This window comes from Rhodococcus sp. NJ-530, assembly GCF_003860625.1.
GTDB lineage: Bacteria > Actinomycetota > Actinomycetes > Mycobacteriales > Mycobacteriaceae > Rhodococcus_F > Rhodococcus_F qingshengii.
Genome location: NZ_CP034152.1, coordinates 2,758,726 through 2,773,860, shown reverse-complemented (window position 1 = coordinate 2,773,860; position 15,135 = coordinate 2,758,726). Strand labels below are relative to the sequence as shown.

The window sequence follows — 15,135 nt, the reverse complement described above, 5'->3', positions numbered from 1 at the left end:
AGCACGCACAAAGGAGTAACCCCGTGGACGTAACCGACGTCGAAGAAGAAGACACGATCCGACGGTTGTGTCGCGAGGTTTCCGACGAGCTCGAAGCGCTCACCGAACGTGCGGTACAACAGATTCGCAGCGAACTCCCGGCCTACTCCGCGGTACCAGTGGCCGAGCAAGGCAACTACATCCGCAAACAGTTGTCCGCAATGCTGTGTGCCGTCGCCGAGAACGAAACGATCACCACAGAAGACACCGACCGAAACCGCGAACTCGGGCGCCGTCGCGCGATGCAAGGGCTCCCCCTCTCCGATGTCATCGAGACCTATCACATTGCATCTCGTGAGCTCTGGGACACGATGGTCCAGCGGTCCACGAAACCAACACACGAGCTGCTGCAAGCAGGCGGCAAACTTTGGGACCTCGTTCACGCCGCGACGAGCGCAGTCGCAGTCGGACACTCCGAGGCAACGCGCAGCGAGCAGGCCATCCGCGCCGGCGTTCGATACCGATTCTTCGAAACACTGCACAGTGCAACGGATATGGAACTGAGCAACGCCCGAGAGCTGGCACAAACCCTCGGATTCGATACACAGAAATCGTTCCAAGCACTGTCGGCCGTCGAGGACGAATGGTCAGAAGCACAAGTGGAACACCTGCAACGAACCCTGGATTCCGTGCATGTTGTCGCGCATTGCAGTCGACATGGCTCCCGAGTAATCGTGATGTGTCAGGGCGAACCAACCGAAGTCATCCACGCAATCATGCGAGATCATCCACGAACGTCACTAGGTATCGGGATGCCCCGGGTCGGGCTCGTCGGCGCAGCTCAAAGCATCACCGACGCCGAGCGCACATTGCAGTTGGCGACAGCGCCGGGCACGACGGTCAGTTTTGCCGACGAATGGCTCATCGCCACTCTTGCCACCCACCAGGACGAGCTGCTGCCGCTTCTACAGGCCGGGGCATCTGTGGCCGAAGAGCACTCACATCTGATGGACGCCGTCCGCGCCTTCGCGCGAAGCGGGTTCTCTGTCAGCGCCGCCGCCCGTGACATCCACCTACATGCGAACTCTGTCACCTACCGACTCGACCGCTGGCAGCATCTGACTGGATGGGATGCGCGAACCCTCGACGGCCTGATGAAATCCATGGTGAGCCTCGAATTGTTTCATCGTAAAACGCTCGCCAAGATCTGACACCGAACACAGTCCGCTTTTCCTCGGCACACTGAACCGCGCCCGTGCTTGTCACGCGGGGTCGGAGTCGAGTCGATTCCGAAGCCAAGCACCCATATCTAGCGCAGCACGCCGGGCAACAGGCGTTGGATGGTTTGTAAATCCATGCGGGACATCAGGATAGAGACGCAAGTCGACGTCGTTTCCGGCCGCCGACAGTCGCGCCACCATGGCAAGGTTCTCTGCCAGAACCACGTCTTCTGATCCAACGACAACGAGGGTCGGCGGCAGGCCGCTGAGGTCGCCGAATGTCGGAGAAATATCCGGGAGAGTGCGATCATCGACATGGCCGACGTAGGCTTCGATGAAGTATTCGTCGCTGATGGTGCGGCCCGCGGGAGTCTGGGCACTGACGTCGTACGTGCCCGCTTCCAGCACCGCACCCGAAAATGCCTTGGCCAGACCTCGATCACGAAGGCGCAGCAACGTCGTCGTCACCAAGGTTGCTCCCGCCGACATGCCACCGATGGCGAGCCTGGTCGTCCCGAACCGTTCGGCAGCGACCTCAAGCAGCCACAAGGCGACTGCCTCACAATCGTCCGGCGCTGCCGGCCAAGGGAATTCCGGTGCAAGCCGGTAATCGACGGTAACTACTACCACCCCGACCTCGTCGGCAAGTCTCATGCTTCGGGCGTCAGCGCTGGCCGCTGAACTCATGTAGAAACCCCCACCCGGAAGATACAGATAGACCCCGTTGACATCGCCGTCTTTCGGAGTGACTACGCGCACCGAAACGGATCGGCCCTCGATTGCTGGGCAGCGTTTTCCATGGATATGCCAGTCTGGAGTTAGGTGATCGTTCAGCCACAGTGCACCGGACAGCGCCGAAAGCTGGTCCAGGATCCTCGAGGCTCTCGATTCGATGCTGACCAATTGGCCCGTTCCGCAGAATCGAGTTTCGGTCGAAGCAAACACCTCCGTCAGCGAGACGTAGCGTCCTGCGTTTCCTTCTCCCCAGGCAATCGGCGAGGTTCGGAAGCACTGCGGACGAGCAAGATCGGCGTAATAAGTAGCAGTACACCGGAAATGACGATTGCAGCGTGTGTGCCGGTGAACACCGCCATTACACCCCACCCTGCGGTCAGCAACGCAATGACGGCTTTGTTGGTCACTGACCAAGCCGTCAGAACGCGGGCAACACGATCAGTCGCAACCCTTTCGAGTCGGTAGGTCGCGAAGATCGGATTGAAAACTCCCATGCAAGCGATCAAGAGGAATTCAACTGCGATGACAACCACGAGTCCGCCGACACCTGGGGCGACGAACACAAGTCCAACTGGCCAGCAGGCTCGCAGGACACCGGAGACGGTCATAACTCTGCGTCGCCCGTAACGCGCGACTAGCCGCGGAGCCAACCGAGCGCCGATCAAGCCACCGAGGCAGGGAAGGCCGAATGCAAGGCCGTACTGCCAAGGCGAAAACCCGAGTTCGCCCACGAGCAGAACAACCAGTAGTGGTTCGGTCGCCATTATGAGGGCGTTGACCAACACCGTGTTGAAAAAGAGTGGCCGCAGTTCGGAGTCAGCGAGGATGAATTTCCAACCGTCGAACATCGCCTTCAGATTCGGTGTCGGCTCGTCGCGCCGATCGGGGCGAAACTCCTGACCTCGGATGGCATACAACCCGACTGCCGAGACCAGGAATGAACCGGCGTTGGCGATCACCGTGACAACCGGACCCAACATTCCGATTGCTCCACCACCCAACGGCGGACCAACTGCGGTGGCGGCCCAAGTCGTGGATTCGAACCGCCCGTTGGCGACCAGAAGTTGCGATGGTTTCAGCAGGTGCTTGAGATAGGCGCCGCTCGCTGCCACGAATGCGATATCGGCCGCCACAACAACGATCGAGACCAACAGCAGCAGCGTGAATGTCAACCAACCCATGGCAAATGCCACCGGGACGCAAATCAGTGCACAAAACCGCACAAGGTCCGTCGTGATCATCACTGGCCGCTTGCGGAGGAATTCGACTTTCCCGCCGAGAGGCACTGCAATCACGGCACCGACTGCCAGCCCGGCGGCCGCGAGAATGGACACCTGGAAGGTGCTGACATCGAGAACCTGGATCGCGATGAGGGGTAGAGCACCGAATCCCACCCAGGTGCCGACAGTGCTGGAGACGTACGCGAACCACAACCACCCGAATTCTCGACCAAGTCGCGCGTTTTGAGCTTCCACGTCCACCCCCTGTGACCACCGATATTCGACAACGAGGATCGAATCACAGCTGTGTGACCTGTAGCAATCAACTGCGAGGCGTCCGTGCCACAACCATCGGTGGTGTACATATGATCGGGAGATGGACTTCGACACCGTGCGAACTTTTGTCGTGGCAGCCGATCTCGGGCAGTTTCAAGCAGCAGCAGACGAGCTGTCGATCAGCCAGCAGGCAGCATCCAAGCGGATCATCGCGCTGGAGCGAGAATTGGATGTCCGACTGTTCAATCGCACGCCGAGGGGCGCACAGATCACGATCGATGGGCAGGCGCTTTTGCCCCATGCACGCGAACTCCTTCGAGTTCACGAGCGAGCCGTTGCCTCCGTGCATCCGGGCCGGCGCGCACTCCGGGTCGATGTCCTCAACCGTCGGATCGCGCCCGCCGTTCTGATCCAGGACTTCTACCGCGCCAACCCTGGAATCGACCTCGACGTCGTCACTTTGTCTACCTCGAACGCTGCCGCCGCGATCGCTGCCGTCAGATCCGGCGAGATCGACGCGACCATCCGCGCGGTGACGAAGACGAGCCGTGAAATACCTGACAGCATCAGAATTACCGGCCTACTCGAGGATCCGCTCCAAGTCTTAGTCGGACCTTCACACCCCTTCGCCGGCTCACCGTCCGTGACCCCGACTCAACTCGCCGATCACCGGATCTGGATTCCCGGCATCGTCCCAGGCACCGAGTGGTCCGAGTACTACGACCAACTCTCGTCCACATTCGGTCTCACGATTGATGCGATCGGCCCAAACTTCGGAACCGAGGCACTCCTCGACGCAATCGCCGAATCTGCCGAGTTGGCAACACTTGTCGGCCAAGGAGATCGATACCTCTGGCCCGCCGGTTACGACTTGCGACGCATTCCGCTCCGCAGCCCAACGCCCGTCTACCCACACTCGCTGATCTGGCGCGAGGACAATGCGCATCCGGTGCTCGGCATTCTTCTCGCCTATCTCGAGAGTCAGCACGAAGCCCGTCGGACAACCGACTCATGGATGCCGACGCCTGCTGTCTCACACTGACCGTTGGGCCTCGTCGACGGATTGCGCAAAGGCAGCAAAGACTCGATTAATGTTCTTTCGGTGCTTCCCCCAATCGAGGAACTGCGTACTGAGCGCCGAACTACTCGTGACCGCAACCGCGGACCCACCTGGCGCCGGACGCACCTCGAGCACGACGTGCTCACCCCAACTCGACAAGCTAATCTTCGAGCTTGACTGCAGTGCTGTTGGACCGATCTGCCTCACGTTGCCGAAGATGGCCCTCAAAGTGTTGTACCCCAACGCGAAAGCCGACTCGGCCGGAAGGCGAAAAGTATAGATCTGCGTCCGGGAGAGTGCCACGCGCTCAGTGTAAATCACCGCCAGTCCCGCCCAGGCGACGCCTCGTGGGCCAAATTCCAGGTGGAGCGACTGGCGTACGCGGCAAACTTGCCGATTCAGCACGCTGCAAAGCGGCCCGGAGGAGGCTTTCTCACGCTAGCCTCGACTCGGAATTGGACGTTTGTCTAGAAAGGTCGATGGATGCGTGCGCTGTTGCTTGCCACCCTCGCAATCCTGGTCCTCCAGATTGCAACTCCGGCGGCGAACGCTGCACCACCGGATCCGGGCTGGACTCTCCCCCAACTGACCGTCGCAGATCGAACGATCAAGGACGTCGACGGACGAACGGTGTTGCTCCGCGGCGTGAACGCCAACGGTCTCAATGACTACGCAACCAACGGCACCGGTCTACCCACCGTTACGCCGCTGGGAAGAACGGACTTCGCGCAGATGGCAGCGCTGGGCTTCAACGTCGTCCGGCTCAACGTCGCGTGGTCCCTCCTGGAACCGACCCGCGGTGCATTCGACACTGCGTACGTCGACCGCGTCCGAGTAGCGGTCGAGGATGCAAAAGACCACGGCATCTACACCGTTCTCGACATGCATCAGGATGCATGGGGCCCGTACGTCGGCACCCCGAGCGACCAGTCGTGCCCGTCTTTCATGGAGCCGGGAGTCGGCTGGGACGGCGCACCCGAGTGGGCAACCCTGACCGGCGGATGGACAACCTGCAACATCGGTGGACTCAGGGAAGCCGCACCCGCGATCGCCCATGCCTTCCAGGCGTTCTACGACGACGAGCAAGGAATCCAGAGTCGCCTCGTCGCGACGTGGGCGCGGTTGGCTGCCGAGTTCAAAGACGAACCAGCTGTAGCCGGATACGACCTGTTGAACGAACCGAACCCCGGCCTGCGCGATCCATTCACGGCAGCTGATCAGATCGGGCAGTTCTACAAGCGGGCCACCGACGCCATCAGACAGGCCGAAGCAGGAGGATTTCCACACCTCGTGTTCTTCGAGCCCAGCGCGATCTGGTCGGCTTTCGGCCTCGACGCGCTGCCTCCACGCCATTACCTGACCGATCCCCTGGTGGTCTTCTCGCCCCATCTCTACAGCGAATCGATAACGGTCAGTAGCGAATTTCCCGGAATCGAAGACGGATTCAAGATCGCCGACCTCGCTGCCGCCTGGTACGACGCACCGTTGTGGACAGGTGAATGGGGTTGGTTCGGCGACGCCGACGAGCAGAGAGCAGACGTCGACCGCTTCGTCGATGCCACCGACAAGTACCGGATGGGCGGCGCGTGGTGGTCGTGGACACAAGCGTGCGGTGACCCCCACCCGGTTCGCGACGGCAATACCCACCAGCCACAGGGAAATCTGAATCGCATCGACTGCCCGTCCGGTGAATCACTCGGGCTCGTAGAGGGATTCGCCGCGCCACTCTCGCGAGCGTATCCGCGGGCAGCGCCCGGCACGCTGACGGAGGTATCGCGTGACGGGTTTGACGGGAGCGGCACCGGACGGGTCGAGGCCTGGTACCCCGGCACCGACCGGCCACAGCTCGAGAACACGAATCTCTCCGACGTCCGACTGTCCCCGATCGAGGGCGGATGGCAACTGATCGGCCACGCCGACGGCGACTACGCGGTCAAGCGCGCCTGATCGAACGATCATCCGGGAATCGCGCCTTCACACCACGCGAAAGAGCGGGTATCAGAAGATTCCGCCAATTCCCTTGCCGATCAGAACAACTCCGACGACCAAGATCAACACACTCATCACCGTGGTGTTGTTGTCCTGGAGCCAGACTTTGAGATTGGCCAACGGCTTTCGCAGGCGATCAGCAGCCACCACGTATCCGATGACCGGGATCGCGACAGTTGAACTGGCGATGACCGTGAAGACGAGAATCGAGGTGATCGCTCCGCTGGTCGCCAACGACGCCGAGCCGATCGACACTCCGGCCGCGATGCACATGAGCAGGTTCTTCGGGTTGATCGCGGCGAGCGCGAATCCAAGGCCCAATCCCTTGACCGCGGTCATCTCGTCGACGGCTTGCATCCACTTCGGTGTTTCGTGCTCGCCGCTGCGCCCCCGCCACTGCTTGACCCCGACGGCCAACAGGAGGACACCGAGAGCTAGTTTGATCCACGAAACCGTGGCGGACGGTCCGTCGTCTGACGTGCTGACGGCACTGGACAAGATGACGAAAAAAACTGTAGCGATGAAGATTCCGAGTAACCAGCCCACCGCGAACCCGGCGCTGGTGCTACCCGCTCGCTTGGAGAGCAACATCAAGATGGTGGCGATGACGGCCACCGGCGACACGGCGACACCGACGGCCAACGGGAGAAGTTCTCCGACAACGGAACCCATGTCAAAACTCATTTCTGATTGCGGCAAGCAGGATAGGCGGTAGGCGAGAAAAGCCGCCCCTGTCCGCCACGACGGACAACAGAGCACAGCCGATACCGCTGCGCGACAATGCTGACACTGCGAGCGCCTGCGTAGTTGATGCCTCATTCGAAAGGGATGAGTGCCTGAACCGCAGGCCCCGATTCCCCACCGAAGATCGCGAAAAGACTTGGTCAACGGTGTGTCGGCTGCGCTCGCAGCAGAGCGCAGCCGACATCATCGAGGAGGATCACCAGACACAATCTCGAGTAGTGACCTCACGCGTAAAGACGGGTTACTTCGCGCAGCCACTGCCCTCGAACGCGAGCTTGGACGTATATTGCCCGTCCGGCAGATACTCTCCCATCACTGCCTTCTCGTCACCGGGCGTCTTGGTGTCGTGTGCAGCGTGGCTGAAGTCCTTGGCCGGCAGCATGTTCCGCATGATCAAGAGGGAATCGTCGGGATGCCCTGCGCCGTCACCGGCCGGCGAGAGCGAAAGCCATGACACCCCACATTCCTTCGTAGCGTTTGCGGGTCGGTCTTCAGGGAGCGACGCGACAATCGTGTAGCGACCATCCGCATCAGTGGCCATCTGCTCGTCGAACAGACACGTCGCTACCTTCGTCGTTGCCAGCGATTCATTGCTGCACATCGACCAGAACCGCATGTCGACTGCGCTGTCGAGATTCTTTGCGCCGCCTGTAGTCTTCGGAGTCCTCGGCAACTCTCCCCGAAGTACTAGAACTTCGCCGAACCCACGGTTGACTTCGGCTGTGACGTAGCTGTTGTCGATGTTGGAGTACTGCCCGCCCACCCGCTGGGGTGTGCCATCGCATTTGCCGAGATAGGTACAGCCGAGCGTGAACTCGGCGCTGTAGTACGCCCGCCAGACTGGTGCCTGCTCGGAAGGGAATGTCGCAGGCTTGCCCGGTTGGTCACGCAATGCCTTGTACGTGTCCAGCGGCAGCGAAGCCGGCTTCAAGATTCCGTTGTCCGCACCGACCGCTGAACACAGATCCTGCCCCCGCAGCACCTGACCACCGGGAAGGTGCAGCTCTGGCTCAGGCAGTCCTACGCCGCCGGTGAGATCACGCCCATTGTCCGGCAGGTAGATGCGATAAAGCAGGCTTATCCGGTCCTGACCTGGCACACCGGCATACAAGGTGTTGGGTTTCGGCTCAGCAGGTGAGGCCTCGTTGAGGACGGAAGCCGTGTACGACCTGGCACCTTCGTTCGCTCGATCGGCACCGGGAAGATAGGTATTGCGCGAGCCTGCGTCCGGAGCAGTCGAAATGTCATTGAGGACGGCGGTCGGCATCGCGGTTGCCGCGTTGTACGAGTTCAACGACTGATAGCGAGCATGCGCATACTGCCCTCGGATAACCAACTCGGCGTTCTCGGGGATTGTGAACTGCGCAGCCCAGTAAATCGCCGCAGTGTCAGGAAAGGCGTAGTTGAGCTGTGGGTCCGCGCGCTCGGGATTGATCGGCACGGACCAGAAGCAGGTCGACACCGGATGCTCGACGTCCGGTCCGCCGGATCCGAAATCGACAGAACCAGATTCGGATCCGCTAGCCGAACCGGTTCCTGATCCGGATCCGCTCGACGAACCGAAATCGACAGATCCGACCGGCGCGGCAACCGCGGACCCAGCCCCGGCAAATACAGTGATCGCGCTCAGCGCCACCGCAGCTACGAGTGTTCTTGATGAATGCATCGCGCTCCTTGTTAGATAGCTGACAAACAGTGATAGAACGATCTAGAGCGAGTACTCCCGGTCCAACGACGAGAGACCGTCACGAGGTCCGCACTCCGCACTACTACTTGGTGGGTTGAAAGTCGTTCGTCAGAGCGCCGCGAATCGCGTCGGTGTCCGACTGAGACCAGTTGTCGGGGTGCAGGATCCGCGCCCACATGTCCGCCGCCTCGGCACCGTAGTTGTGCCCGTGACCTGGCGGAACGTCCGCCGAGAAGACCATGTCGAGTGTCACCTGCCAGAATGTCACGAACGGTATCCACGTCATTCCCGGATCGACATCACGGCCGAGAGGCTCGGCAAGCCAGTCCGGCTTGTTCAGAAGCAGGTCGAAAGACCACCAGACAATTGGGTCGCTGGCGTGCTGCCAGTACACGACGCGTGAGTCGTTCCACGGCGCATCCAGTTCGAGATCCTCCGGATAGGCAGCGAAACGAATCGACTGCCCGTCGTCGATCACCGGCACGGCTTCCCGTGAGCCGGAGTCACGACTGCTGGTGATCTCCTGCCATTGAGCGGTGAAGTTCGGAGTCCCCGACCACAATGCCCCATCCACCCGCGTCGCCATGTCCTGTGCTCCCGCGAACGCGGCCTGTCCCCCGTACGATCCGAGGCTCTCGCCGAAAACGACAAGCTTGGGGCGCTTGTCGAGTGGCAGATCGATCCACTTCGCAGAGACAGAGTTGAACAGCGCCCGGCCTGCGGCCATCGGGGTTTCGCGATCGGCGATGAATGCCAAAGGGCTGGGAAGGAACGAGTACTGCATCGCCGCGATGGCGGTGTCGCCGCCCTGGACGTATTCGAAAGCGGACGCCACGTCGTCGTTCACCCAGCCGCGGCCGGTGGTGGTCACTACTGCCAGGACGGCACGGTCGAAGCCGCCGGTGCGCTCGAGTTCGTTGACGACCCGCTGCGCGACACCGTCGACGGAATCCGACGACTCACGGCCGGCGTACACGCGGATGGGTTGCTTCGCGTCCCGGCCGGTCAGCGCGGAAATCTGCACCGCAGACGGCCCGCTACCCATGAAAGTGCGACCCTCCTTGCCCAGCGAATCCCATGCCTCGGCAGACATGGGTGAACCACTGCGTTCGGCGATCAGAGGCTGGTCGATACCGTCGGGCGTGTCGTTGTCCGCGCCGGAGAAACTCCAGTTCGCAAAAGCGATGAGCCCGTTGTAGAGGGCACCGTTGACGACGAAGATCGCCAACGCGAAGACGACGACCATGCTCGCGACTTTCGCTGCTTCCTTGGGAACAAACCGCAGAGCAACGGCAGCGAGTCCTCTGGTGAGATGCCGCAGACCGCGACCCGCCTCCAGCAAGATCAACCACACCACCAGCGAAATCAGCAGCACCAGAAGATAGTTCGCCCGGTTCACGCGAGGCGCCTCGACCAGATCACGGACGATCTGCTGCCACCACGAACCCAAGATCAGAAAAAGAGGCACCAATATCACTGCCAGTACGGCGAGTACGGCCCAACCGATCCGCTTGGTCCGGTCCGACCATGTCGGTTCGACTCCGCATTTGCGGATCATCCACGCCACGCTCACACCGATGCCGTACCCGGTGGCGACGGAAATACCGGTTGCCACGCCCTGCAGGTACCACGCGCGCGGTAAGAGGGACGGGCTCATCGAGAGGACGAAAAACACCAGACCGAACGACAACCCGACCGAGTGCAGCGTTTTGCCGTAGCGCCGCACACCTTCCCACACACGTTTCATGCCCGAATCGTAAGTGCGCCAGAAAGATGAAATGCGCCTCTCATCCCTTTCGAATGAGGCGCGAACTACGTCGGTGGAAAGTGTTCGCTATTCCGCGTCATGCACCGAAAAGCTTCGGCCCAACGGCAATCACGGGCGAACACCGGTGGTGCCTTGACAGATTTCGCACACGCGATTCCGCGTACACTGTGTGGGGTCAATCCACTCAGCACGTACAAATTCGGCGCGATTCTCATGGCGGCAAAACGAGGAAACCTACCGATCGAACTGAGCAGTTTCGTCGGTCGTCGGTCCGAGGCCAAAGAAGTCCGACGCCTGCTGTCGGACTACCGGCTTGTGACCCTTACGGGCCTGGGTGGGGTCGGCAAAACCCGCTTGGCGCTCCGTGCCGCCGATGAGTCCTCCCGTGCGTTCCCCGGGGGCGTCTGGTTCGTCGACTTCAGCGAACTGCGGGAACCGGCACTTCTCGATCAGACGATTCTTGCCGCACTCGGAGTACAAGACCGATCTACGCGGTCACCGCGATCGGTACTGATCGGCCGTCTCGTCGACGAACGTGTCCTGCTTGTTCTGGACAATTGCGAACACCTCATCGGCTGGGTTGCCGACACCGCCGCCGAACTTCTCCGGTGCTGTGCCCGATTGGCACTTCTGGCGACCAGCCGAGAACCGCTCGACATTCCCGGCGAGATGGTATTACGGGTGCCGCCTCTGCGATTTCCCACCGAGGCGCCGTCGCCAACCGACACCCGTGATGGTGATGCGATGATGCTGTTCGAGCAGCGGGCACGTTCCTCCGTGACGGACTTCCGCATCACCAGCGAGAACAGCGCGGCTGTGGAGAAGATCGTCCGCCGGTTGGAAGGACTACCGCTGCCGATCGAGTTGGCGGCTGCCCGACTGAGGGCGATGTCGGTCGATCAGATCCTGCAAAAACTCGACGACCGCTTCCAACTGCTGACGCGGGGCAGCCGGAACGCTCCAGCGCGTCAACAAACGCTTGCACAGAGTATCGACTGGAGCTTCGATCTGTGTACGCCGCCGGAGAAGTCGTTGTGGGCGAACTCGAGCGTATTTGCGGGTAGCTTCGATCTCGGGTCCGTCGAAGGAATTCTCGCCGACGAAGCACAGAACGACGACTTGGGCGATCTCGTGATGTCCCTTGTCGACAAGTCGATCCTCATCCGTGAACAAAACGGCTCGTACGTCCGCTACCGCCTACTCGAGACTCTTCGCGACTACGGGCGTGAACTGGTGTCAGTCGACGAGTGGGTCTCGCTGCAGCGCAGGCACAGTGAGTGGTTCAGGCAACTCGTCTTCCGCGCCGGAGTCGACTGGACGGGGCCGCACCAAATCGATTGGATGACGCGGATCGACCGCGACTTACCCAACGTGCGCACCGCGTTGGAATTCGGTCTGACCGAACCCGACTCGGTCGAAGCCACATTGCGTACCGCAAGTGCCTTGCATGATTACTGGCTTGCACGTGGTCGATTCAACGAAGGTCGCTACTGGTTGGGTCGCGCCCTGGCCGAGGTGCCCGAACTGACCGAGGGCACTCTCGGTGAGGCGGTAGTCGAGGCCGCCGCGACAGGCGCACTGCTGGCAGCCCTCCAACGAGATATCGCTTCGGCGACAAGCATTGCCGAAGAGGCTCGGCGACAGGCCGAGATGCAGCGGAACGACGACGGTCGCATACTGGCGCGGTACACGCTCGGATTCGTCGCGGTCGCCGACGGCGATCTCGTGCGCGGCGCCGAGTACCTGGAGCAGGCTGTCGCAGCATTCCGGGCAAACGACGACATCGCCCGTCTGGTACCCGCGCTCTACTGGTTCGCCTTCGTCGTCGACGCACTCGGCGAAACTGACCGGGCTGCAAGCATTTACGAGGAGGAGTTGGCCCTCACCGAATCGCGCGGCGAAATCTTGTGGCGGTCGATGACGATGTCGGACTACGGATCCGCCCTGTGGCGTCATGGCAACCACGCTCGCGGTATCGAGCTACTCGAAGATTCTCTCCGATTGCTTCGAGGGCTGGGTAACCAGTTCGGATGTGCATGGTGCCTCGAGGAAATCGCGTGGACGCTTGTCGACCGGGACGCAAAGCTGGCAGCCACACTGATGGGAGCTGCCGACACGCTGTTCACCGCCACGGGCAGCCCGATGGACACCTTCAGGAGCATGGTCCCGTACCACGAAAACAGCGTGACCGAGGCTCGTAACCGGATCGGAGACAGGGTGTTTCAAACAGCATTCGATCATGGACGAGCTCTGACTCTCGACGACGCAGCGGCCCGCGCGCTGAGAGAGCAACCGCCCGGTGGATCACCGAAATCGGCGGCTGACGAAGTGCTGACTCCGCGGGAGCAGCAGGTGGCCGAACTCGTCGCACAGGGCCTGACCAACCGAGCAATCGCGGACAAGCTGGTCATTTCTCAGCGCACTGTCGACGGCCACGTCGATCACATACTGAACAAACTGGGGTACGACTCGCGCACCAGGATTGCGGCCTGGGTGCTCCAGCACACAAACGACTTCCGCAACCCTTCGACCTCGTGACGGTCGGTGTCTTCGATCGATCGCGGCGCGGCGGGTAACCCGGCCGAATCCTGTCGCAAGAATCCGACCGTCGAAAGTTTTCTCAGCCTTCGTGATCAGCGAGAGTCCAGTGTCCCGCACCGCGCAGTTCGAGTTGTCGATTGTGAAAAACGTCGAGGGTGCTGCGATGCCCGACGCTGACAATGATGCTGTCGGGCAGTTCACGGCGAAGGATGTCGTAGAGCGTGTACTCGAGGCCTTCGTCGATTCCGGATGTCGCCTCGTCGAGAAATGCGGTTCGCGGTCGGATCAGGAGGACTCGGGCGAACGCCAACCGTTGTTGTTCGCCCGGCGACAGAATTCGAGTCCAATCAGCCGGCTCGTCGAGCCGACCGATCAAATGTGCGAGATGCACCTCGGCGAGCGCGTCGTGGAGCCTGCGGTCGTCGAAGTCCGAGCGCCCGGTGTTCGGCTGACCTGAGGGCAACTGGTCCGGATATGCCAAACCCGCGCGCAGAGAACCCAATGGTAGGTATGGCCGTTGTGAGAGGAACAGGACGTCTCCGACCGGGGTGGTCACGGAACCGTTTGTGTACGGCCACAACTGCGCGATGCTGCGGAGCAGCGTGGTTTTGCCGCTACCCGACGGACCCTTCACCAGCAGTGCATCGCCGGGCCCCAGTGACATGTCGAGTTCGGAGATCAACGCCTCACCAACCGGCGTGCGCACGTCGAGTCCCCGAACAACCAAATGACTGCCAGCGGAGAACGCGTCGAGCACGGGAAGTGCGCGGGCACGACGATTGGCATCGGCGAGCCCGGTCAAACGGATCAGTGTGGCCCGGAAACTTGCAAAATCGGCATAGGACTCTCGAAAGAACGACAACGAATTGTGCACCTGGCCGAATGCTTGAGCAGTTTGCATCACGTCGCCGAAAGTGATCTGCCCGCTGAACAATCGAGATCCCTGGACCAGAAACGGAAACACCACCGCTGTCTGATCCACTGCCAGATTGAAGCCACTGAACTTGAGCGTCCGGAAGACGATTGCCCACATATTGCGGATCACTGCAGCAAAACGTAGTCCGAGCGTGCGTCGTTCGACGTTCTCTCCGCGATAGAAGGCGATGCTTTCGCCGTACTCCCGTAGTCGAACCAACGCGTACCGGAAGGTGGCGCCGAGTTTCTCGTTCAAGAAGTTCAGCATGATCAAAGGCCGGCCGATCCAGAATGCGAGTGCCGTGGTCACCAACACGTAGATGTAGACGAGAAAGATCATCGCTCGCGGAATCTCGGCACCGAAAACAGTCAACGGCCCGGACAGATCCCACAGGATCTTGGTGAAGCTGACGATCGACACCATTGCGGCGACGGCGCCCATGGACAACGTGCGGGACGACGTCGCGAATGCGGTGATGTCTGCCTGAATACGTTGGTCCGGATTGTCGACGGGGTTCTCCAGGAAGTTTCCGCGATAGTAGGCGCGGCCGTCGAGCCAATCGTCGGTCAATGTGTCATTGAGCCAACTGCGCCAATTGATATCGAGTGTTTGGCCCACCAGGTAGACGACGAGTGAGCTGGCGACGTGGACTGCGGCCAATATCGCGAACACTCGCAGGTAGTGCCAGAAAGCGGTTTCGTCGAGGTTCTGAATGGCGTCGTAGAAATCCTTGTACCAGTACGAGAACAACACCGTCACGCGGACACCGAATATCGTGAGCAGCAGCAGTAACGCGAGAATCGACAGCGGAATGACGGTGCGCCGGGGATCGAAGTAGGGCCAAGCCATTCGCCGAAACTGGTTGCCCCAGCGGGTATACCGAGCTAGCAGCAGCGCGGTGACGACGAGAACCGCTACCGTGATCGCATATGCCTCTGCCAACCACAGTGCGCTGTCCGTTACCGCGCTACCCCAATTCACCGTAGCCTCCGTCCTGGAG

At 61.0% G+C, this 15,135-nt stretch carries 9 protein-coding genes and 1 pseudogene; 4 read left to right on the top strand and 6 right to left on the bottom strand.

What is annotated here, in order from left to right:
- Window positions 1-23 precede the first annotated feature (23 nt).
- Complete coding sequence (locus tag EHW12_RS13115) at window positions 24-1,190, top strand: helix-turn-helix domain-containing protein (protein ID WP_007735099.1); 1,167 nt, start codon at window positions 24-26, stop codon at window positions 1,188-1,190.
- Between the two features lie 51 nt (window positions 1,191-1,241).
- On the opposite strand, the pseudogene EHW12_RS13110 reads toward EHW12_RS13115, so the two are convergent.
- Window positions 1,242-1,979, bottom strand: a pseudogene (locus EHW12_RS13110) (alpha/beta hydrolase); the annotation flags it as partial.
- A 170-nt stretch (window positions 1,980-2,149) separates the two neighbouring features.
- Entirely contained in the window at window positions 2,150-3,409 is a 1,260-nt protein-coding gene (locus tag EHW12_RS13100) for an MFS transporter (protein ID WP_125050946.1), read from the bottom strand.
- A gap of 121 nt (window positions 3,410-3,530) precedes the next feature.
- On the opposite strand from EHW12_RS13100, the gene EHW12_RS13095 reads away from it, so the two are divergent.
- Together EHW12_RS13095 and EHW12_RS13090 are read left to right on the top strand one after the other, a co-directional pair.
- Entirely contained in the window at window positions 3,531-4,472 is a 942-nt protein-coding gene (locus EHW12_RS13095; protein ID WP_125050944.1) for a LysR family transcriptional regulator, read from the top strand.
- 501 nt (window positions 4,473-4,973) lie between these two features.
- Window positions 4,974-6,437 carry a cellulase family glycosylhydrolase gene (locus EHW12_RS13090; protein WP_125050942.1) on the top strand — a complete coding sequence of 488 codons (1,464 nt, stop codon included), beginning with the start codon at window positions 4,974-4,976 and terminating at the stop codon, window positions 6,435-6,437.
- 51 nt (window positions 6,438-6,488) lie between these two features.
- Here the strand turns inward: EHW12_RS13090 and EHW12_RS13085 are convergent, their stop codons facing one another.
- The 3 genes from EHW12_RS13085 to EHW12_RS13075 form a co-directional block, all read right to left on the bottom strand.
- On the bottom strand, window positions 6,489-7,151 hold the full coding sequence (locus tag EHW12_RS13085; RefSeq protein ID WP_007735094.1) for a GAP family protein: 663 nt from the start codon (window positions 7,149-7,151) through the stop codon (window positions 6,489-6,491).
- 313 nt (window positions 7,152-7,464) lie between these two features.
- A complete protein-coding gene (locus tag EHW12_RS13080; RefSeq protein ID WP_125050940.1) occupies window positions 7,465-8,889 on the bottom strand; it encodes a hypothetical protein in 1,425 nt (474 codons plus the stop codon).
- Window positions 8,890-8,992: 103 nt separating this feature from the next.
- Window positions 8,993-10,657, bottom strand: a complete 1,665-nt coding sequence (locus EHW12_RS13075) for an alpha/beta-hydrolase family protein (protein WP_125050938.1) — start codon at window positions 10,655-10,657, stop codon at window positions 8,993-8,995.
- A 153-nt stretch (window positions 10,658-10,810) separates the two neighbouring features.
- On the opposite strand from EHW12_RS13075, the gene EHW12_RS13070 reads away from it, so the two are divergent.
- The gene (locus EHW12_RS13070; RefSeq protein ID WP_125050936.1) at window positions 10,811-13,216 is read left to right on the top strand and encodes a LuxR C-terminal-related transcriptional regulator; all 2,406 of its coding nucleotides are present in this window, start codon (window positions 10,811-10,813) and stop codon (window positions 13,214-13,216) included.
- 82 nt (window positions 13,217-13,298) lie between these two features.
- Here EHW12_RS13070 and EHW12_RS13065 read toward each other — a convergent pair whose 3' ends face one another.
- Entirely contained in the window at window positions 13,299-15,116 is a 1,818-nt protein-coding gene (locus EHW12_RS13065; RefSeq protein WP_047271395.1) for an ABC transporter ATP-binding protein/permease, read from the bottom strand.
- Window positions 15,117-15,135 lie beyond the last annotated feature (19 nt).